Origin of the sequence: Bacillus sp. FSL R9-9834, assembly GCF_038006905.1 — a bacterium.
Classification (GTDB): Bacteria; Bacillota; Bacilli; order Bacillales; family Bacillaceae_G; genus Bacillus_A; species Bacillus_A pacificus.
Map to the genome: position 1 here is coordinate 21,823 of NZ_JBBOWD010000002.1, position 19,970 is coordinate 41,792.

General features: G+C 36.9%; 16 protein-coding genes and 3 pseudogenes. 11 read left to right on the forward strand and 8 right to left on the reverse strand.

Annotated features, from left to right (window positions below):
- Positions 1–275 precede the first annotated feature (275 nt).
- Together MKY00_RS27745 and MKY00_RS30280 are read right to left on the reverse strand one after the other, a co-directional pair.
- Positions 276–1,460, reverse strand: a complete 1,185-nt coding sequence (locus MKY00_RS27745) for a collagen-like protein (protein ID WP_445662401.1) — start codon at positions 1,458–1,460, stop codon at positions 276–278.
- A 354-nt stretch (positions 1,461–1,814) separates the two neighbouring features.
- Positions 1,815–1,943 (reverse strand): annotated as a pseudogene (locus MKY00_RS30280) (exosporium leader peptide-containing protein); the annotation flags it as partial.
- A gap of 359 nt (positions 1,944–2,302) precedes the next feature.
- On the opposite strand from MKY00_RS30280, the gene MKY00_RS27750 reads away from it, so the two are divergent.
- Positions 2,303–2,866, forward strand: a complete 564-nt coding sequence (locus tag MKY00_RS27750) for a recombinase family protein (RefSeq protein ID WP_000583540.1) — start codon at positions 2,303–2,305, stop codon at positions 2,864–2,866.
- Positions 2,867–3,094: 228 nt separating this feature from the next.
- Positions 3,095–4,531: an IS4 family transposase gene (locus MKY00_RS27755; RefSeq protein WP_001053964.1), complete on the forward strand. Its 1,437-nt coding sequence runs from the start codon at positions 3,095–3,097 to the stop codon at positions 4,529–4,531.
- A gap of 139 nt (positions 4,532–4,670) precedes the next feature.
- Here the strand turns inward: MKY00_RS27755 and MKY00_RS27760 are convergent, their stop codons facing one another.
- A complete protein-coding gene (locus MKY00_RS27760; RefSeq protein ID WP_000045532.1) occupies positions 4,671–5,639 on the reverse strand; it encodes a tyrosine-type recombinase/integrase in 969 nt (322 codons plus the stop codon).
- A 481-nt stretch (positions 5,640–6,120) separates the two neighbouring features.
- Here MKY00_RS27760 and MKY00_RS27765 point away from each other — a divergent pair, with 481 nt between their 5' ends.
- The 8 genes from MKY00_RS27765 to clpP all read left to right on the forward strand — a co-directional run bounded on the left by MKY00_RS27765 (position 6,121) and on the right by clpP (position 10,706).
- Positions 6,121–6,327 (forward strand): DUF1657 domain-containing protein, encoded by a 207-nt coding sequence (locus MKY00_RS27765; RefSeq protein ID WP_000216164.1) that lies wholly within the window; start codon positions 6,121–6,123, stop codon positions 6,325–6,327.
- A gap of 93 nt (positions 6,328–6,420) precedes the next feature.
- A complete protein-coding gene (locus MKY00_RS27770; RefSeq protein ID WP_001170598.1) occupies positions 6,421–6,906 on the forward strand; it encodes a YhcN/YlaJ family sporulation lipoprotein in 486 nt (161 codons plus the stop codon).
- Between the two features lie 29 nt (positions 6,907–6,935).
- Positions 6,936–7,412 carry a stage V sporulation protein AC gene (gene spoVAC, locus MKY00_RS27775; RefSeq protein WP_000095403.1) on the forward strand — a complete coding sequence of 159 codons (477 nt, stop codon included), beginning with the start codon at positions 6,936–6,938 and terminating at the stop codon, positions 7,410–7,412.
- Entirely contained in the window at positions 7,413–8,429 is a 1,017-nt protein-coding gene (spoVAD, locus tag MKY00_RS27780; RefSeq protein ID WP_000938965.1) for a stage V sporulation protein AD, read from the forward strand.
- Entirely contained in the window at positions 8,426–8,776 is a 351-nt protein-coding gene (gene spoVAE, locus MKY00_RS27785) for a stage V sporulation protein AE (protein WP_000575919.1), read from the forward strand. Before spoVAD ends, spoVAE begins: the two co-directional genes overlap by 4 nt.
- Before the next feature lie 9 nt (positions 8,777–8,785).
- Positions 8,786–8,992 carry a DUF1657 domain-containing protein gene (locus MKY00_RS27790; protein WP_000215901.1) on the forward strand — a complete coding sequence of 69 codons (207 nt, stop codon included), beginning with the start codon at positions 8,786–8,788 and terminating at the stop codon, positions 8,990–8,992.
- 20 nt (positions 8,993–9,012) lie between these two features.
- Positions 9,013–9,882 carry a DUF421 domain-containing protein gene (locus tag MKY00_RS27795; protein WP_012552713.1) on the forward strand — a complete coding sequence of 290 codons (870 nt, stop codon included), beginning with the start codon at positions 9,013–9,015 and terminating at the stop codon, positions 9,880–9,882.
- A gap of 242 nt (positions 9,883–10,124) precedes the next feature.
- Positions 10,125–10,706, forward strand: coding sequence for an ATP-dependent Clp endopeptidase proteolytic subunit ClpP (clpP, locus tag MKY00_RS27800; RefSeq protein WP_001049162.1), 582 nt, complete (start codon positions 10,125–10,127; stop codon positions 10,704–10,706).
- Positions 10,707–10,728: 22 nt separating this feature from the next.
- Here clpP and MKY00_RS27805 read toward each other — a convergent pair whose 3' ends face one another.
- From MKY00_RS27805 to MKY00_RS27825, 5 genes and pseudogenes are all read right to left on the reverse strand, one after another.
- Positions 10,729–11,280, reverse strand: coding sequence for a recombinase family protein (locus MKY00_RS27805; protein ID WP_000576162.1), 552 nt, complete (start codon positions 11,278–11,280; stop codon positions 10,729–10,731).
- Between the two features lie 375 nt (positions 11,281–11,655).
- Entirely contained in the window at positions 11,656–12,786 is a 1,131-nt protein-coding gene (locus MKY00_RS27810) for a Ger(x)C family spore germination protein (RefSeq protein ID WP_000702268.1), read from the reverse strand.
- A gap of 4 nt (positions 12,787–12,790) precedes the next feature.
- Positions 12,791–13,885 carry a GerAB/ArcD/ProY family transporter gene (locus MKY00_RS27815; protein WP_061530840.1) on the reverse strand — a complete coding sequence of 365 codons (1,095 nt, stop codon included), beginning with the start codon at positions 13,883–13,885 and terminating at the stop codon, positions 12,791–12,793.
- An 8-nt stretch (positions 13,886–13,893) separates the two neighbouring features.
- Positions 13,894–15,378: a spore germination protein gene (locus MKY00_RS27820; RefSeq protein ID WP_341035492.1), complete on the reverse strand. Its 1,485-nt coding sequence runs from the start codon at positions 15,376–15,378 to the stop codon at positions 13,894–13,896.
- A gap of 311 nt (positions 15,379–15,689) precedes the next feature.
- Positions 15,690–17,108 (reverse strand): annotated as a pseudogene (locus tag MKY00_RS27825) (DUF4158 domain-containing protein); the annotation flags it as partial.
- A 146-nt stretch (positions 17,109–17,254) separates the two neighbouring features.
- On the opposite strand from MKY00_RS27825, the pseudogene MKY00_RS27830 reads away from it, so the two are divergent.
- Positions 17,255–19,864: pseudogene (locus tag MKY00_RS27830) on the forward strand (Tn3 family transposase); the annotation flags it as partial.
- Positions 19,865–19,970: the final 106 nt, after the last annotated feature.

Sequence of the window (19,970 nt, forward strand, 5' to 3'; positions counted from 1 at the left end):
TATTTTTTAGTTTAAATTGTTTAAAGTTATGGAGCGCAATGTTGTATATACGGTTAATAAAGATCTCTGCAGATGCTATAAGGGGACATGAGAATAGCCTTTATTATACAAATTATAGCATTTAACTAAGTATAATTTGATTAGTATATATCAAATGTAAAATCCCAGTCTTAATCCATAAAAAAAGAGCCCTATATCCCTTGGGCTCTACCATAAATTCGTATACAATATTAGTCCTTCAAAACTAGTATTGTATGTATATAGTATTAATTTTTTTAAACTGCAGTAGATATAAATACAGAGTATACAGCACTTTGAGTAATTCCTGGAGTTATAAAAAGTGAGATAGCATCTGTCCTTGCAACTGGATTACCAGGTATTGTACTAGTCCATGTAACTGTTGCAGGGGCTACCACTGGATTAGGATTAAATACCTTTACAGGTTGTGCTCCAATATCAGTTGGTTTAATCGAAAACACTATAGTTCCAGTAATATTGGCTGTAAGTGTAAGCGTAATTGTAGAGACTATTTGACCAGCACCCGGTGAAGCTAGATTAGTAGGTACATTATCACATACTCGCAACAAATATACACCTGTACCTAAGTTATTTACATTTATAGAAGCAGAAAACGCAACAACACTACCAGCTCCTGCTGTTACATAAGGGAGCGTTTGTGAATCTGCACCAGGTGATCCTGCTATGCGCTGAAATCCCGCATTAGTACCACCAAAAAGGATAGCCTTTGTAGAAGTTGTTGCTGTAGCGCCAGTAGCTCCGGTAGGTCCTGTAGCTCCGGTAGGTCCTGTAGCTCCGGTAGAACCAGTGGCTCCCGTAGGACCAGTGGCTCCCGTAGGACCAGTAGCTCCCGTAGGTCCTGTAACTCCCGTAGGACCTGTAACTCCGGTAGGTCCTGTAGAACCAGTTGTTCCGGTAGCTCCAGTAGGTCCTGTAATTCCAGTAGGACCTGTAACTCCGGTAGAACCAGTGGCTCCCGTAGGACCAGTGGCTCCCGTAGGACCAGTAGCTCCAGTAGGACCTGTAACTCCAGTAGGACCTGTAACTCCGGTAGAACCAGTGGCTCCTGTAGGACCAGTGGCTCCCGTAGGACCAGTAGCTCCCGTAGGACCTGTAACTCCGGTAGGTCCTGTAGAACCAGTTGTTCCGGTAGCTCCAGTAGGTCCTGTAATTCCAGTAGGACCTGTAACTCCGGTAGAACCAGTGGCTCCCGTAGGACCAGTAGCTCCCGTAGGACCTGTAACTCCGGTAGGTCCTGTAGAACCAGTTGTTCCGGTAGCTCCAGTAGGTCCTGTAATTCCAGTAGGACCTGTAACTCCGGTAGAACCAGTGGCTCCCGTAGGACCAGTGGCTCCCGTAGGACCAGTAGCTCCCGTAGGACCTGTAACTCCAGTAGGTCCTGTAGAACCAGTTGTTCCGGTAGCTCCAGTAGGTCCTGTAATTCCAGTAGGACCTGTAACTCCGGTAGAACCAGTGGCTCCCGTAGGACCAGTAGCTCCCGTAGGACCTGTAACTCCCGTAGGACCTGTAACTCCGGTAGAACCAGTGGCTCCTGTAGGACCAGTGGCTCCCGTAGGACCAGTAGCTCCCGTAGGACCAGTAGCTCCCGTAGGACCTGTAACTCCGGTAGGTCCTGTAATTCCCGTAGGACCTGTATCTCCGGTAGGTCCTGTAGTTCCCGTAGAACCAGTGGCTCCGCTAGGACCGGTGGCTCCCGTAGGACCTGTAACTCCGGTAGAACCAGTGGCTCCCGTAGGACCAGTAGCTCCAGTGGGACCAGTAGCTCCGGTCGGACCGGTCGGTAGTGTAAATGGTGGAGTTGGCGGCAATGTAGGGCCTACAAGACTAGGATCAAACGCTGCAGCAGATATGAAATCAGCTTGGGCTAATTCGTTTGAATACTCTTCTTCATTCTCATCTGACATTATATACCTCCTTTCTCTTTAAAAAATTTATTCAATGTAGGGCTTGTACATACTATAAATTATAAAAAAACAGTCTTTTCTAAAATAATTGAAAATATTCTTTGGATTTTCAAAGATTTATTTATTTATTTATTTATTATTAATCAAGGTTAATCTCATTTGTATTTTATAAAAAAATCCATTAAAAGAACTCTTACCAAAAACCAATATTTTTGTAACATTTCTCATCCTGCTTCTATGTCTATATTTATAAGGTTTTTCAGGTTACAAAAAATAGTTACCAAAAGTATTACCAAATACCTTTACAATAAATGAACCTTCGGTACAATGAAAGTATATGATTGTACAGGAGGAAACAAATGATTATTGGTTATGCACGCGTATCTACTTTCGATCAAAATTTAGATCGTCAAATCCATTCACTTACTGAATACGGATGTGAAAAAGTCATTCAAGAAAACTTCACTGGAACAATCCGAGAAAGACAAGGTCTTATAAATTTGTTTGATGTGATAAGAAAAGGAGATACTGTTGTAGTTGAAAGTATTTCACGTTTAGGACGCAAAACATTAGATATCCTAAGTATTATTCAACAGTTCGAAGAAATAGGAATTCAATTTGTATCATTGAAAGAGAATATGGATACAGGAACTCCTACAGGAAAAGCTATGTTGCAAATGATGTGTGTTATCGCAGAATTAGAAAGAAATTTGATTGCAGAACGAGTAAAAGAAGGATTAGAAGCAAGTAAGAAACGTGGAAAAAGATTAGATAGGCCCAAATTAGAAAAAGAAAAACTCTCAATTGCATTACGCATGTATGACAGTAAAGAATACTCTATTAAAGAAATTGTAGAAGGAACTGGTGTATCACAAGGTTCTCTTTATCGAGCAATTAATCAACGAAAATTAGAAGAAACATAGAATTAATAAACCTCTAAGTTTTTCGATGCTCCCTTTACATATCCAAGAGCCAATTTACTCTTAACGGGGTAAAATACGGCTCTTTTCGCATATACATTTGCTTAGCGTGGTTTTTTTCCAAAATGCTGGCGGTACCCCATGCCCATCAACTTAAGAATTTTCACTACCCCCAAGTGACAAAAAACGTTATTCTTTCTAAAAAGCTAGCTAGAAAGGGTGACATTTTTTATGAATCTTTCGATTCAAGATGAATTACAACTATTTTCTGAAGAACTGTATCGTCATTTAACCCCTTCTCTTTTGGAAGAACTCGCAAAAGAATTAGGTTTTGTAAAAAGAAAACGAAAGTTTTCTGGAAATGAATTAGCTACCATATGTATTTGGGTAAGTCAACGTACAGCGAGTGACTCGCTTGTTCGACTATGCAGTCAATTACATGCGGCCACAGGCACTCTTATGAGTCCAGAAGGACTCAATAAACGCTTTGATAAAAAAGCGGTTGAATTTTTGAAATATATTTTTTCGGCATTATGGAAAAGTAAAATCTGTGAAACATCGGCCATTTCAAGCGCGGCGCTCACGTATTTTCAACGAATTCGTATTTTAGATGCGACGATTTTCCAAGTACCAAAACATTTAGCCCATGTATATCCTGGATCAGGTGGTTGTGCACAAACAGCGGGTATCAAGATTCAATTAGAATATGACTTACATAGCGGACAGTTTCTAAACTTTCAGATAGGTCCAGGAAAAAATAATGATAAGACCTTTGGAACAGAATGCTTAGACACATTACGTCCAAGCGATTTATGTATCCGTGATTTAGGTTATTTTTCATTAGAAGACTTAGATCAAATGGATCAACGAGGTGCTTATTATATATCCAGATTAAAATTAAACCATACCGTGTATGTAAAAAATCCGTTTCCAGAATACTTTCGAAACGGAACCGTAAAAAAGCAATCACAGTATATCCAAGTTGATTTAGAACATATTATGAACAATTTAAAACCCGGTCAAACATACGAAATAAAAGAAGCTTACATTGGAAAGAATCAAAAACTATTCACACGTGTAATTATCTATCGTTTAACAGACAAACAGATACAGGAACGTAGAAAAAAACAAAGTTACACTGAAAGTAAAAAGGGTATTACATTTTCAGAAAAGAGTAAACGATTAACGGGTATCAACATATATGTCTCAAATACGCCTGAAGGAGTTGTTCCGATGGAACAAATACATGACTTTTACTCCCTTCGCTGGCAAATAGAAATTATTTTTAAAACGTGGAAATCCTTATTTCAAATTCATCATTGGCAAACTATCAAAAAAGAGCGATTAGAATGTCATGTGTATGGAAGACTTATTGCCATCTTTATCTGTTCTTCTACGATGTTTAAGATGCGTAAACTTCTTTTGCAAAAGAACAAAAGAGAATTAAGTGAATATAAAGCCATTGGGATGATTCAAGATCATGTATCGCTGTTATATCAAGCGATACAGAGAAACACCCAAAATCTAACAAAGATTTTAATCCGTTTGTTCGACCTCCTACAGAAGAATGGACGGAAATCTCATCGATATGAGAAGAAAACTATCTTTGATATTATGGGTGTTGTCTATGAGTATAATGGGTTTGGAAAACAAAAGAAAGCTGCATAATTTTTAAAATGAAACTCGTTAGAGTTTATTTGGTGTGTGTACTTTTCAATACCAAAAGTACATTACGTGTTTTTTAGTTTGTTTGAACGAAAGTTCATTTTGTTTTCGTTCTTAAGTTGATGGGCATGTGGCGGTACCCCTATATTCCGTAGTCGTTCTTAGCGGCTACTTTTTCGTATTGCTCTTTCACTGCCTCGTCGTTCAATCGGACATATCGCATAGTTGTCGTAATGTCTGCATGTCCCATAATTCGCATTAATGCGTTAACACTTCCACCATTTCGTAAGAAGTTCGTAGCAAAGGTATGACGCAAGCTATGAGGCGACGGGCGGCATTCTTTTAAAAGCCCCGCTAACGTACCATAACGATACATACGCTTACGTAGTAAATCATTATCTATTACTTTGCCTTCCTGCGTTAGAAAGACGTTTGTAACACCTTCAAAGTACTCCCGACTCTCGTCTATAAGCATTCGTAGCTCTTCCGCTACCTTCTTCGTCATAGGTACAGCTCTAGTTTTACGGTTCTTATTCTTAGCGCCTGCTAACATAATCGTAAGGTTATCAAAATCTATATCGTTAGCCTCTAGCTGATTTACTTCGTTTACACGCAACCCGCAGTGCAACATAAGCAGCATGGCGCAGTAATCTCTATAGCCTGCATAGGTCGTCTTATCTACCACACGAAAAATGCGCTTTATCTGATTATGATTTAGCGTAAAAATCGGCGCTTCATCGGTACGTAACTTTACAAAGTCTACAGCGGGATTGCTTTTAATGTAGCCCAGCTCATTCAATCGCTTAAAGACCGACTTCAACGCCGATATGCGAATATTTACAGTGGCAGGTGCTAACTCTCGATTAAGCAGCTTATTAATATACATTTGTACATGTGCCGCCGTAATGATCTCGACTTTCTCAATGTTCAATTCTCGCATGAAATAACGAAAGAGCTTGCTGTAATCATCTATAGTACGCTTTCTAAATCCCTCTGCCCGAAATGCCTGCGCAGCAATCGCTATCGCCGCTTCTGTGTCTAGTGCTTCCGCAGTACCAATAAAATCAACTACTTCTCTTCGTCTTTTTACTACTCGTATACTTTTAGACATAATAAAAAAAGAGCCCCCTATCTGAAACGAATTTCAGACGGAAGCTCTCCGCATATGTACTATCATTATCTTCATTTGGTTACACGTAGCACCTTTTTACTATGCGACAATAATTCGCTAATGCCTACGTAGGACGTTTGCGGTTTGTTCCCGCTCAAGTTAAGCGTTAAAAACTCCGACAAACAGCTTTATACCGCACCCTAAAGCACATTTGGTTTCCTTTGTCATATAAGACGTGGTACCGGAAACCACCGCTCTATCCGACTGAGCTATGGGCGCATGATAATAGAAAACACTTCATTTTCTTCTCATAATAATAGCAATAAAATCCATCTAAATCAATAAAAATATCCCCGTAATCCTTTATGACGCTTAGTTATGAGTATATTAACAAAGCACCCCCTAAATTTTCCAATCATAAATTCACCCCAACTCACAAATTATAATCTTTGAATTGATATTCCAAAGGGGGCTTCATTCAATGACTGTAATTACGAAATTAAAACAAACTGTTTCTGGATTAAAAAGTGCACAAGCTAGCTTAGAGGGATTCGCTCTTGATACGGATAACCAACAAGCTAAGCAACTTTTCCAAACAGCTGCACAGCAAACACAAACGATTATCGATTCTTTAAACCCACGCGTTGAAGAAGTCAAACAAGAAGAACCACAATACTCACAGCAATAACGAATCAGTCTTGCTGTGAAATAGAAAAAGGATGATATGCAGTCATCCTTTTTCTATCACATTACATATTGCAATAGAAATGGAATGATAAATATGCAAAAACTCGGACTCATAACCGTATTATTTGCCCTTCTATTTAGCTCTTTTACCGGATGTGATAATAGTCCTTTAGATAAAAAAGTGAAAGAAGAAGCAAAACGAACGGAGAAAGAGAAAGGTCCAAAGTTAACAAAAACGAGTATGGAATCCTTTAATCAATCTATATCACAAGGAGCCAAGAAAAGAGCTCTCACTATGGATGAAATTATAAAAAGTACAGCAGTAAATTCAAATTTAGATCTCTACATAGCAGTTACACCTGAGCATCACGAAAGATTTGGATTAAAACCTCTCCGTAAGAAGCTCCAAAAGCAGCTAAGTGATGAGCACCCCACTTTCGATGTTCGTGTAAGTACAGATAAAAAAATCTTTATGTTACTTGAAAAGCTTGAAAGAAAAATTAAGGAAAAGAAAGTATCTAAAGATGAAATTAATAAACAATTAAAATTCATTGGTAAAAAAATGGAGTCTAACACTTAACGCTTTTTAAAAGAAAAGGAAGGTTTGCAATGTCTAGTAAAGATAAAAACTTAACCCCTGTGCAACAGGAATATAAAAAATTCGAGCAAGAACGCGAACCGAAGCGTCCTGTCTTAAAAAACTGTATAAAAGCCTTTTTCGTTGGTGGTTTCATTTGCCTAATTGGGCAACTCATTTCTACTTTTTATATTACGTATTTCGATTTCACTGAACGCTCAGCAGGGAATCCAACAGTCGCAACTCTTATTTTCATCTCCATGTTATTAACTGGATTTGGTATATACGATCGGTTTGGTCAATTTGCCGGAGCAGGCACAGCTGTACCTGTCACTGGATTTGGTAACTCCGTTATTGCCGCATGTATCGAACACCGCACAGAAGGTTTTGTACTCGGCGTTGGTGGTAACATGTTTAAATTAGCTGGTTCTGTTATTTTATTTGGTGTATTTTCCGCTTTCGTCATCGCACTTATTAAAACGATTCTCGTTCAATGGGGAGGGCTATAAATGTTACAAGGACACCGAACGTGGGTATTTGAAAACAAACCAGTTATTATTTCGACGGGAGTCGTTGGCGGGCCGTTTGAAGCTAAAGGCAAAATTCCAGAAGACTTCGATACCCTCCATGAAGATTTATGGCTCGGACAAGATTCCTATGAAAAAGCACATAAAATTTTGTTCGAAGAAGCTTGTAGCCGCGCTACTGAAAAGGCAAAACTTCGTAAAGACGATATTCAATTTGTACTCGCAGGCGATTTAATTAATCAAATTACCCCTACAAGCTTTGCTTGCCGTACACTGGGCACTCCTTATCTCGGACTATTCGGCGCTTGTTCTACTTCTATGGAAGGTTTAGCACTTGGAGCAAGTATCGTAAATGCAAAAGGCGCAAAATATTTATTAACTGGTGCATCCAGTCATAATACAGCTGTAGAAAAACAGTTCCGCTATCCTACCGAATATGGTGGGCAAAAACCACCTACCGCGCAGTGGACAGTAACCGGAGCAGGAGCTGCTATTTTAAGCGATACTGGACACGGTCCTAGGGTAACATCTGCCACAATCGGACGAGTGGTTGATATGGGATTAACAGATCCATTTAATATGGGAGGTGCAATGGCTCCAGCTGCCGTTGATACAATTGAAGCCCATTTACGCGAACGACAAATTGATGCCTCTTACTACGATTTAATCGTAACGGGTGACCTCGGACATGTAGGACGCGAAATTGCTTATGACTTATTACATAAACACGGAACGAAAGTAACGAGCGAACAGTTTCAAGATTGCGGGCTGCTCATTTATAGAGAAGGGCAACCTGTCATCGCTGGCGCTAGTGGACCAGGGTGTTCCGCAACGGTCGTATACGGTCACTTATTAAACCGAATGAAAAGAGGAGAGTTTAATAAAATACTTGTCGTTGCGACAGGCGCTTTACTATCTCCACTTACATTCCAACAAGAAGAAACGATTCCGTGTATCGCTCATGCCGTTTCGATTGAATTTGGAGGTGCAACGCAATGATTTTTTTCTGGGCTTTCGTCATTGGCGGACTTATATGTGTAATCGGCCAACTTATGTTTGATGTTGGAAAGCTAACACCAGCTCATACAATGGCAACACTCGTTGTTGCTGGAGCTATATTAGATGGATTCAATTTGTATGAACCATTAATTGATTTCGCTGGAGCTGGGGCAACTGTACCTATTACAAGCTTTGGTAATGCCCTCGTTCACGGTGCAATGGAAGAAGCTGCAAAACATGGCATCGTTGGCGTTATTACCGGCATGTTTAAAGTAACAAGCGCCGGTGTATCCGCAGCTATTATTTTCGGCTTCATCGGAGCATTGCTATTCAAACCGAAAGGATAAGGTGTTCGTATGACAGTTATCGCTAGCGTCAAAACCTGCCTTGCTAGTGTAAGGGGCGCTCAAGCAAGTTTGAGCTCCCTTTCACTACATTCACAGGACGCAGAATCAAAACGTGTATTTCATGAATGTATGTTAGAAATGGAGAGCATCATCGCTGATTTACAAAATAGAGTTTCAGTATTAGAACGTGAAGAACCTCAATATAAAGGGTTTTAAGTAGACTGGAGGAAATGACTATGTCTCACCTGCCGGAATGGACACTTGTCATTCTTCGCTCTGTATTCATATTAATTATTTTATTCGCTATTACGAAATGGTTAGGGAAAAGACAAATCTCTCAGCTCTCCTTTTTTGAATACATAGCCGGAATGACAATCGGTGACATCGCTGCCCAAGTATCTACAGGGCTCGATTCAAAATTTTTTCACGGCGTCTTTGCGATACTCATTTTCGCTGTGGTACCTTTTTTAACAGGAATCCTTTCTTTAAAGAACAAAACAGCTCGGGACTTCTTTGAAGGGAAATCTACCGTATTAATAAAAGATGGAAAGATACTCGAAGACAACTTAAAGAAAGAAAAATATACAAGTGACGAATTACTGGAACTTCTTCGTGGAAAAGATGCCTTCAGCGTAGCTGATGTTGAATTTGCTGTACTAGAACCGAGCGGAGAATTAAATGTATTATTAAAGAAAGATCGCCAACCACTCACAGCAAAAGACATCGGTTTAAAAGTAGCAAACGAAAAAGAACCACAAACTGTTATTATGGATGGCAATGTACTAGATGAACCTCTTTCAGCAAGCGGACATAACCGAGCTTGGTTACATTCTGAGCTCGAAAAACTCGGTGTTGTCATTGAAAACGTCTTTCTCGGTCAAGTGGATTCATATGGACAACTTACTATCGACATTTATAATGACAAACTACAAATGCCTTCTCCTCAAAACAAACCTTTATTATTGGCATCTTTAAAAAAATGTCATGCTGATCTTGAACTATTTTCTTTAGAAACAAAGTCGAAATCAGCAAGCGAAATGTATAGTAAAAACGCGAAACAAATCGAAAAGATTTTAAATAAAGTGACCTATCTTTTAAAAGAATAGATATCGAAAGAACGCTTCAGTAAAAAAGGCGTTCTTTTCTTTTTTTCTACAGTTTTTATAACGTTTAAATTTATGTAATTCGGTTATGATGTTGAAGATACATAAGCAGGGAATTTCAAAAACATAGCGAATATTTCATGGTACAACTACATATTTTTTTGATTTAAAGTGGTTTCGTTTGACCTTTATTGACCATAATTGTATTATAAGACTAAGAAAGCTTTTGAAGGAGGAAATAACAGATGAATTTAATTCCTACAGTAATTGAACAAACAAATCGTGGAGAACGCGCTTACGATATTTACTCTCGACTATTAAAAGACCGCATCATTATGCTTGGTAGCGCAATTGATGACAACGTAGCTAACTCAATCGTTTCCCAGCTTTTATTCTTGGAATCTCAAGATCCAGAAAAAGATATTCACATCTACATCAACAGCCCTGGTGGTTCTATCACAGCAGGTATGGCAATTTACGATACAATGCAGTTTATTAAACCGCAAGTATCAACAATCTGTATCGGTATGGCTGCATCTATGGGTGCATTCTTACTTGCAGCAGGTGAAAAAGGAAAACGTTATGCACTTCCAAACAGTGAAGTAATGATTCACCAACCACTTGGCGGGGCACAAGGTCAAGCGACTGAAATCGAAATCGCTGCTAAACGTATCCTATTCTTACGTGAAAAACTAAACCAAATTCTTGCTGACCGCACAGGTCAACCACTTGAAGTACTACAACGCGACACAGACCGCGACAACTTCATGACAGCAGAAAAAGCTTTAGAATACGGTTTAATCGATAAGATCTTTACAAATCGTTAATAACTAAATTACTGAGGCAACCCTATAGCGCCTTGTCTAAATACCTATACAGCGTGGTCTTACTGATACCAGTCGCCACTGTAATTTGCTTAATTGTATAGTCTTTACTCTTATACATCTTAACAGCCATTTCCACTTTATCTTCTTTCTTAGTAGGTCTCCCACCTTTCTTTCCTCTTGATCTTGCTGCTTGAAGACCAGACTTTGTTCGTTCACTAATAATATCTCTTTCTAGTTCAGCGATGCTTGCCATTGTACGAAAGAAAAACTTTCCCATTGCGGTTGAAGTGTCAATACTGTCAGTAATTGATACAAAATGTACACCCATATCGTTAAATAATTCGCTCAGTTCTATCAAATGTTTTGTGGAACGTGAAATACGGTCAAGTTTATATACAACAATTTTATCGCCACTTCGTAAAACTTTTAAAAGGTCTTCTAATTGAGGCCTATCTCTTCGTGTGCCAGTTAATTTTTCTTTATAAATCTTCTCAACCCCGAATTGTGTTAATGCATCAACTTGCATATCTAGGTTTTGTTCCTCCGTACTCACTCGCGCGTAACCAAAAATCATAATTAATCACCTACTAAAAACTATTTATATGAATATATTAGCACCAAAAACGGTGTTTGTTATTAAAAATGTTACTTTGATTTTGGGAATGAGTTTTGGTACCAAAGATCAGGGTAAATAGAGTGTGTCTTGCTCCAATAAGGACCAGCCCCATAAATGTCCGTTTATGGGGCTAATTTTATTAAACTAACCAGCCGCAGTATGACTGAAGAGAGCTCTTTTATTTTTGTTCCGCAATAGGGCCAGATTGTTGAATAAGGATTGTAGTTAATTATGGTTTTACATACAATTATTGAACTATTGGAAGATAAGTTTAATATCAACCTCGGTGAGCTCTTCATAAGTAAATGAGGTTCTTCACAAGTAATTCGTGAACTAATCAACTGCCCCAGTTCGTTTTATTTCTACCTTAATATTTGGTTTTAAATTTAATGTGGAATACTTTCCTCTCAAATCTTTTTCATTTAAATTGGAATATTTTCTTATACTTTTTATTTTTCTTCCAATGCCAATTGGATCAGTATTTAATTTTCTAAACTCCTCAAGAATATCCCCGAATTCTTTGTTTAGTTCTTCTTCAATTATTAGCTCCATTTTTTTTATTGATTCCTTATTTTTAAGAGTAACAGAAGGCTGTAATTCTATAGTTGAAACTAAAATAGATGCATTTAAATTAACCGACTCTTCCTGAGATAATTCAACATTTCCGCGGTACTTTATTGGGTGAATTGTAATATTAAATTTATCTCCTTTTTGCTTTTCGACTAGTTTTATTCCCTTTTCTTCTAATACCTCTGCAGGAATATTTAAAGTTATATCCCCCAAAAAAGCATTATGATTGGTGAATAATTTTATATACAGGTTTTTTTTCATGGAAATAGAACCAACTATTTTATCATCCCTAAATAATGCAACCCCATCTAAATAGGGTGCTACACCATTCTCATTCGATAGAATAGGTAAGGTAGGATCGATACCAATTTCATATAGTGTGGAAATAAAATCATGCAAGTTGGAGTTGACTAACATTTCTTTCTTTTCGTGTTTATCCAATAGTTGATAGATATAGGATCCCATTTCGGGATATTCTTCATAGTTTTTATTTTTAATCGTCTCCTCAGCATTATCAGTAATGGCCAAAAAGATTAAAGAACTGATACTGCTATCTCGTTGCATAGTATCCAGAAAAGAAGAAATTCCTACTGTTTCTGCCATATTTTTATTAAACAGTATGGTCCTTAATTGACCAGAAGTAAGGTGGTGGCTTGTCTGTTGTTCTAAATTTTGTCTTATTTGTTTGCTTGTAGTTCCGACGGCAGAAATGGTTACACTCGTTTTTTCTTCTTTACGGTCGAATTGTAACAAGCTAATAGTGCCTTTGTATGTATTCTCATCAAGTAAGTCAAAACCAATAATAGTTGAAATTCCTTGCCTTTCTAATATTTTTTCAGGTGGCATACATGCCGTACAGAGAAAGACACAAAGTAGAATAAGCCGTATTTTCATTTTTTCAACTCCTTTTTGAACGTGAAAAGATTTTAGATTTAATGATTGAAATGAAATATAAGAATATTGGATAGATAAACCATAGGTAAAAGCCTACTTGACCAACTTTATCAAACAAAAGGTTATTGTCGACTCTTTTTGTGATAAAAAAACTCGTGATAAAAATGATTATTGAGATTACCCATATTCCATGTTTTAGTTTTAAATGAAATATTTGTTTAACTCCTTTGGAAGAAATGAATAGGATTATACATAAATTTGGAAAAATAACTAATATCCATAATGAAACTGCTATAGATTCAAAGCGCTCAATAAATGGAAAATGGACAGCGCTTATCATACTGACAATAGGCCAGATCTGTTTTTCTAATTCTTTAGGGCTATAAAATAATATGGAAATAACAGTTGCAATTAAAACAAGAAGTGTGGTAAACCAGATTGCTAATTGACTGAATAGAAGTAGTTTTTTTTTCTCCTTTATAAAAGGAAAAATAAAAAATAAAGTCTCAAAACCCAACATTGTATAACTGCTTTTAAAAACTCCTTTCATCATTTCTGACGGAGTTGTCGACATGATGGGTAAAATTCTAGTTAAGTTTATGGAATCAAGTGGTTGATACATCACAAATAGCAGCCATATAGTCATTAAAAAGGATAAGAAGCATATCCCTGCAACTACTCTGAATCCACCTGATACTGCATAAATTGTTATTAATAATAGCGCTAAGGTGCCTACCCATTCATAAACTCCTTCATATCCCCATGTTAGGGACAATTCAACATAACTGATGATGATAGAGTAATGTACAGCAATAAAGTAAATGACAATAAAGGTATTGATAATACTACCTATAAAGCGGCCAAATAAATTTTCGTGTATTTCATAAAGATTACAGTTTTCATGTTTTTTTAGTATGCTAATAATAATCCAAGTGATAATACTAATGAATAGACCGGATAGTAAAACTGAGATCCAAGCATCTTTCTTAGATTCAAGATAAATAATTTTCGGGACTCCAAGTATGCCCATACCAATTTGCGAAGTGTGTATGATAAAGAAAGCCATATAGGCATTTACAAAACTAATATTTGATTTCATTATCCACCTCAAAATTCATCTAAATCTTTTTCTGTTTTTTTAAATCTCCACCTTGTGCGGAATGAATCTTTTGGGCGATTGACAACAGGACGTCTCATATAAAAATGGTGGGGTAGACGTATTAAGAAGTATTTTATATCCTTAATCCTAAAAGGGTATAGAGGTGCAAGATAAGGTTTGTTTAATGATGTCAATTTTAACAAGTGGACCATCATTACACAGACACCGATAATAATCCCATTTAATCCCCAAACACCTGCTAGAATAATGAAAGGAAATCTAGCAATTCTTATAGCAGTGCCCATTTCATAAATAGGAGCCGTAAATGCCCCTAATGCACTAAATGCCACAATAATAATTAAAATGTTGCTAGTTAAACCTGCCTCAACAGTTGCTTGGCCAATAACAATACCTCCAACAATCCCCATTGTTTGCCCTACTTTTGACGGAAGGCGTGCCCCAGCCTCTCTAAGTAATCCAATTAATAATTCGAGTAAAAGTGCTTCTAGCAAAGGTGGAAAAGGAACTTGTGAACGTGATTGCCCAATTATAAGTAACAATTTAGATGGAATTAGTTCAAAGTGAAATGTCATGGTTGCAACATAAAATGCTGTAAGAAATAGTGACCCTACCATAGCAAATAATCGTATAAATCTTATAAAAGTACTTAAGGACCATCTCAAATATATGTCTTCTGTTGATTCAAAAAACGAAAAAAAATTAGCAGGTCCAATAATAGCAATTGGACTTTCATCTATAAGAACACCAATCCGTCCGTTTAAAATAGAGTAGAGGAATCTATCGGGCAACTCTGTTAATATAAACTGTGGAAAAAATGAGTAATGATTATCTTCAAGACATTGTGCCAATACTGAACTGTCACTTATATTATCAGTTTTTATATTTTCAAACTTCTCCTTAAGTGTTTTAAGTGTGTCATCATCCGCTATATCTTTAAGATATATAATTCTTACTTGCTTCTTAACACGTTCTCCTATTTTTAATTCATCTGTACACAAATTAGAATCATTTAGATTTCGTCTTATAATTTTAATGTTAGAAGATAATGATTCTGTAAACGATATTTTAGGACCGTATACCAATGATTCTGTTTCTGCTTTCTCAATAGATCTTTCAATAGGGTTGGCGCAATTTACCATAAATGCTTTACTTTCGTCTGATAAGTAAATATAAGCGAATCCATTTAAGAGGGAAGAGATAATCTCTTGTTCCTTAAGGTTTTTCTTTACTTCGTTCATTGGTATGTTTTTCAATAAATAAGAGTAAGTTATGTATTCTATCGGAAGTTGTTGAATGTATTTAATTACATACTCATTTAGAAACTCTTGTTTAATTAAATTTTTCATGAAAATAACTTCGAGACAATCTCCACCAACTTCAAGTGTTCTACACATTAAGTCTGGTGATTCGTTGAGGATGTATTTAATTTTTTCATAATTAGGGCAGTTATTTTTATTTAGATGGAGTGTCATTTGAATCATATCCTTCAATAGTTTTTTTTTAGTATTTGAAGTAGGAATCATTTTATACTTGTTTTAATAAAGAAGTAAGGATTGAGAGTAATTTTAGGACCTATGGTTCTGAAACGAATATGGAACAAGGAATTTTAGATGGTAACCAACAACATGTTGTAGAAATCAATTGGCCAGAACTAGCTGGTATATATGAGGTTGAATTTAATGAAATGTGGGGCAGTTCTACATTATCTTTTGATAAAGTAAATTCTAACATCAGTACTCGTAAAATCGATAATACAACACATGTTATTGATATTAACGGTAAAACACCGGAGGCGCGTTCGAAGTGTTTGTAAAACAGCAATCTCATAATTGATTCGGTTAACCCTCTCCATTCCCTTACTATCCGTCTCAATAATGATATCCTTCCATTTGGGCTGGATCACTCCTTCAATAGGAATTTCGTCATTAGCTGCAAAAAAACGTTGACCACTATCACCATATTCTCGAATTAGTTGAAGAGCTTCAATGACAGGTTGATGAGATTGATTATTAGATCTGAACGTAAGATTTTTTAAGATATTACAGAAAGCAATCCGATAATGCCCCCGATAGGAAGAATGCATCTTTATATAGATTTTTTCTTTGTATTCTCGGTGATTTCTTGTCATGTCTTTAATAATATCCCGAATTGTTGAAGCGCCTACAATCGGATATAGAGTATCTTGAATAATTCCATCTGGATGATTAACCGTCGCTTTTAATAAGTTGATAATATGTTTATTTTTCCCTTGAACCCTTTCCAACTCTTCTACTGCTTCTTTACGGGTAGTATTCTTGGCCTTATTTCCGAACTTGAGAGTGATTTCATCCAACAGATCAGCTAAATAGTCGATAACTTCAGCATGACGATGCCAAAATAAGATGGCAAGTAAGGTGTAGCGAATGGGTGCTGGATGTGCTCGCAATTCCGTTACAGTCTCAGTAGCTGCACGAAGTCGATATTTCTTTAGTAATTTTGGAGTCATATGATGAAACAAACCATTAGGAATTTGGAGATGTCGTATAGCTAACAGTTTTTTAACCTCCATCTCCATCGCATTTACACTTGGTTTACGAGGAGAAGATAATAGTTGACGAAAAGTTAAAATGTCGGTTTCCTCTCCATCAGAATCCTCATCAGCATGGGACTCAAGTAAAGCATCTAACCGAGTGCACGTCTTAGCAGATAATTGCTGATATGTCATTTTATATAAGCTCTTTTCAAAAGTATCAATGGCAGAGTCAATCATACGCTTTAAGCTCCCAATAGAAGGAGGTTCAACTTTCCATTTACGAAAGAGACTGTATGCTTGGTTTTTTAAATAGTCTGTATCATGTGTAGACTGAACTTGTTCTTCTAACCATTGTCCCAAACGATCATTATCTGTACGTGTAAGCTCCTGAAATCCAAAAAAATCCCTTATATTTTTTCGATGTCGGGTATAAGTCTTTTCTTTTCCACCCCAACTATATTCATCAAATTGATCATGCGAAACATCAAGCTGTTTCGCTATGTACTCGATCACTACTTTTGGGATGTCTTGCTTTTGGCTAGGGAATCTAGCTTTCTGTTGGAAATACTTTAGTAACACGGCAAAGCCCAAACGGTTCGTTTCTGTTTTATTCCCCATAGATAGATGTAGTTCATTTGGCATTAACATAAAGTTTGCTAAAAGCTCTTCTTCATTCCAATTTTTCTTCACTGGTTCTCCCTCTGATCTACATGTTTTTTTAATAGTATAATTTCAAACATAGAGACCATCAAGATAACTAAGAAAAGCAGCAAAGCTAAACCATTTTCCTTTTATTGTAATATATCTGACGGACTAGAGCAGTAACCCTGTGATTAAGCCTGAAAGAATATAGAATGACATTTAAGCACCTACATCAATTGGCTTTGGAAAATGGTGATGCCATTCATCTACTACATGAATGCATAGATTTTCTAAGAAAAAACAAAATCATACTGCCTGCTATCACTACACTTGAAAGAATAGTGTGGGAAGCAAGGGCAATGGCTGAAAAGAAGCTATTTAACACGGTTAGTCAATCCCTAACAAATGAACAAAAAGAAAAACTTGAAGATATTATTACCTTGCAGCATTCGTCAGAATCCAATAAAACGATATTGGGTTGGTTAAAAGAACCACCGGGACATCCTTCACCCGAAACCTTTTTAAAAGTAATAGAACGACTCGAATACATACGAGGAATGGAATTAGAAACGGTGCAAATTAATCATTTGCACCGCAATCGCCTGTTACAGCTGTCTCGCTTGGGTTCAAGATATGAACCTTATGCATTCCGTGATTTTCAGGAAAATAAACGATATTCAATACTAACCGTCTATTTATTACATCTTAATCAAGATTTGACGGATAAAGCTTTTGAAATTCATGACAGACAAATACTTAGTCTCTTATCAAAAGGTCGTAAGGCTCAAGAGGAAATTCAGAAACTGAACGGTAAAAAGCTGAATGAGAAAGTTATACACTTTACGAACATCGGACAAGCTTTGATCAAAGCAAAACAGGAAAAATTAGACGTTTTTGAGGTTTTAGAATCCGTTATTGAATGGAATTCTTTTGTCTCTTCGGTCGAAGAAGCCCAGGAGCTTGCACGTCCTGCTGACTATGATTATTTAGACTTACTGCAAAAACGATTTTATTCACTAAGAAAATATACGCCAACGCTATTAAGGGTGTTGGAATTTCATTCTACAAAGGCAAATGAGCCACTTTTACAAGCTGTAGAGATTATCCGAGGAATGAACGAATCCGGAAAACGAAAAGTACCTGATGACTCACCTGTGGATTTTATTTCAAAACGTTGGAAAAAGCATTTATACGAGAATGATGGTACAACAATCAATCGTCATTACTATGAAATGGCTGTTTTAACAGAACTTCGGGAGCATGTTCGGGCAGGAGATGTTTCCATTGTTGGCAGCAGACAATATAGAGATTTTGAGGAATATTTGTTTTCCGAATTTACATGGAATCAAACGAAAGAGAATACGAGATTATCAGTTAGTTTATCATTCGAAGATTATATAACGGAGAGAACCAGCAGCCTTAATGAAAGGTTAAAGTGGTTAACTGCCAATTCCAACAAGTTAGATGGAGTTTCTCTTGATAAAGGAAAGCTGTCACTTGCACGCTTAGAAAAAGATGTACCAGAAGAAGCAAAAAAGTTTAGTGCAAGCCTTTATCAGATGCTACCAAGAATAAAATTAACCGATTTACTGATGGATATTGCTTATATAACAGGATTTCATGAGCAATTTACTCATGCTTCCAATAATCGAAAACCGGATAAAGAAGAAACGATTATTATTATGGCTGCCCTTTTAGGAATGGGAATGAATATAGGTGTAAGCAAGATGGCTGAAGCAACACCCGGACTTACATATAAGCAATTAGCCAATGTATCTCAATGGCGCATGTATGAAGATGCAATGAATAAAGCCCAAGCCGTATTAGTAAATTTTCATCACAAATTACAATTGTCTTCCTATTGGGGAGACGGTACAACATCCTCATCAGACGGTATGAGAATGCAGTTAGGTGTTTCATCACTACATGCAGATGCAAACCCACATTATGGAACTGGAAAAGGAGCCACCATCTACCGTTTTACTAGTGATCAATTCTCTTCTTACTACACAAAGATTATTCATACTAATTCAAGGGATGCGATTCATGTTTTAGATGGTTTGTTGCACCATGAAACGGATTTAAACATAGAAGAGCATTATACAGACACGGCTGGTTACACAGACCAAATATTCGGACTGACCCATTTATTAGGATTTAAATTTGCTCCAAGAATACGAGATTTATCAGACTCGAAATTATTTACAATAGATAAGGCAAGTGAGTATCCAAAATTAGAAGTCATTTTACGTGGACAAATAAATACAAAGGTCATTAAAGAGAATTATGAGGATGTTTTGCGATTAGCTCATTCTATAAGGGAAGGAACAGTTTCAGCATCCCTTATTATGGGGAAATTAGGTTCTTATTCAAGACAAAACAGCTTGGCTACAGCCTTACGTGAGATGGGCCGAATAGAAAAAACGATCTTTATTTTGAATTATATTTCGGATGAATCATTAAGAAGAAAAATACAAAAAGGATTGAATAAAGGAGAAGCCATAAATGGACTGGCAAGAGCTATTTTCTTCGGAAAACAAGGAGAGCTTAGGGAACGAACCATGCAGCATCAATTGCAAAGAGCCAGTGCTTTAAACATAATCATCAATGCCATCAGTATCTGGAATACTTTACATCTAACAAAGGCAGTTGAATATCAAAAACGGTCAGGTAGTTTTAATGAAGAATTATTGCACCATATGTCACCTCTAGGTTGGGAACATATTAATTTACTTGGAGAATACCATTTTAATTCGGAGAAAATGGTCTCGTTAGATTCTTTAAGACCCTTGAAACTTTCTTAACGTTGTTAAAACTGGGGGAATAGTCGGGGAAATGGGCTTAGCGTTGTAAATCCGCATTTTCCTGACTGTACCCCAAATAAGAACAATTAAGCGATTGATGGGAATG

Bases quoted from the DNA above. Each gene is read 5' to 3' on its own strand.
- MKY00_RS27750 (WP_000583540.1), top strand. From the start codon at position 2,303: ATGATTATTGGTTATGCACGCGTATCTACTTTCGATCAAAATTTAGAT.
- MKY00_RS27755 (WP_001053964.1), top strand. From the start codon at position 3,095: ATGAATCTTTCGATTCAAGATGAATTACAACTATTTTCTGAAGAACTG.
- MKY00_RS27760 (WP_000045532.1), bottom strand. From the start codon at position 5,639: ATGTCTAAAAGTATACGAGTAGTAAAAAGACGAAGAGAAGTAGTTGAT.
- MKY00_RS27765 (WP_000216164.1), top strand. From the start codon at position 6,121: ATGACTGTAATTACGAAATTAAAACAAACTGTTTCTGGATTAAAAAGT.
- MKY00_RS27770 (WP_001170598.1), top strand. From the start codon at position 6,421: ATGCAAAAACTCGGACTCATAACCGTATTATTTGCCCTTCTATTTAGC.
- spoVAC (WP_000095403.1), top strand. From the start codon at position 6,936: ATGTCTAGTAAAGATAAAAACTTAACCCCTGTGCAACAGGAATATAAA.
- spoVAD (WP_000938965.1), top strand. From the start codon at position 7,413: ATGTTACAAGGACACCGAACGTGGGTATTTGAAAACAAACCAGTTATT.
- spoVAE (WP_000575919.1), top strand. From the start codon at position 8,426: ATGATTTTTTTCTGGGCTTTCGTCATTGGCGGACTTATATGTGTAATC.
- MKY00_RS27790 (WP_000215901.1), top strand. From the start codon at position 8,786: ATGACAGTTATCGCTAGCGTCAAAACCTGCCTTGCTAGTGTAAGGGGC.
- MKY00_RS27795 (WP_012552713.1), top strand. From the start codon at position 9,013: ATGTCTCACCTGCCGGAATGGACACTTGTCATTCTTCGCTCTGTATTC.
- clpP (WP_001049162.1), top strand. From the start codon at position 10,125: ATGAATTTAATTCCTACAGTAATTGAACAAACAAATCGTGGAGAACGC.
- MKY00_RS27805 (WP_000576162.1), bottom strand. From the start codon at position 11,280: ATGATTTTTGGTTACGCGCGAGTGAGTACGGAGGAACAAAACCTAGAT.
- MKY00_RS27810 (WP_000702268.1), bottom strand. From the start codon at position 12,786: ATGAAAATACGGCTTATTCTACTTTGTGTCTTTCTCTGTACGGCATGT.
- MKY00_RS27815 (WP_061530840.1), bottom strand. From the start codon at position 13,885: ATGAAATCAAATATTAGTTTTGTAAATGCCTATATGGCTTTCTTTATC.
- MKY00_RS27820 (WP_341035492.1), bottom strand. From the start codon at position 15,378: ATGACACTCCATCTAAATAAAAATAACTGCCCTAATTATGAAAAAATT.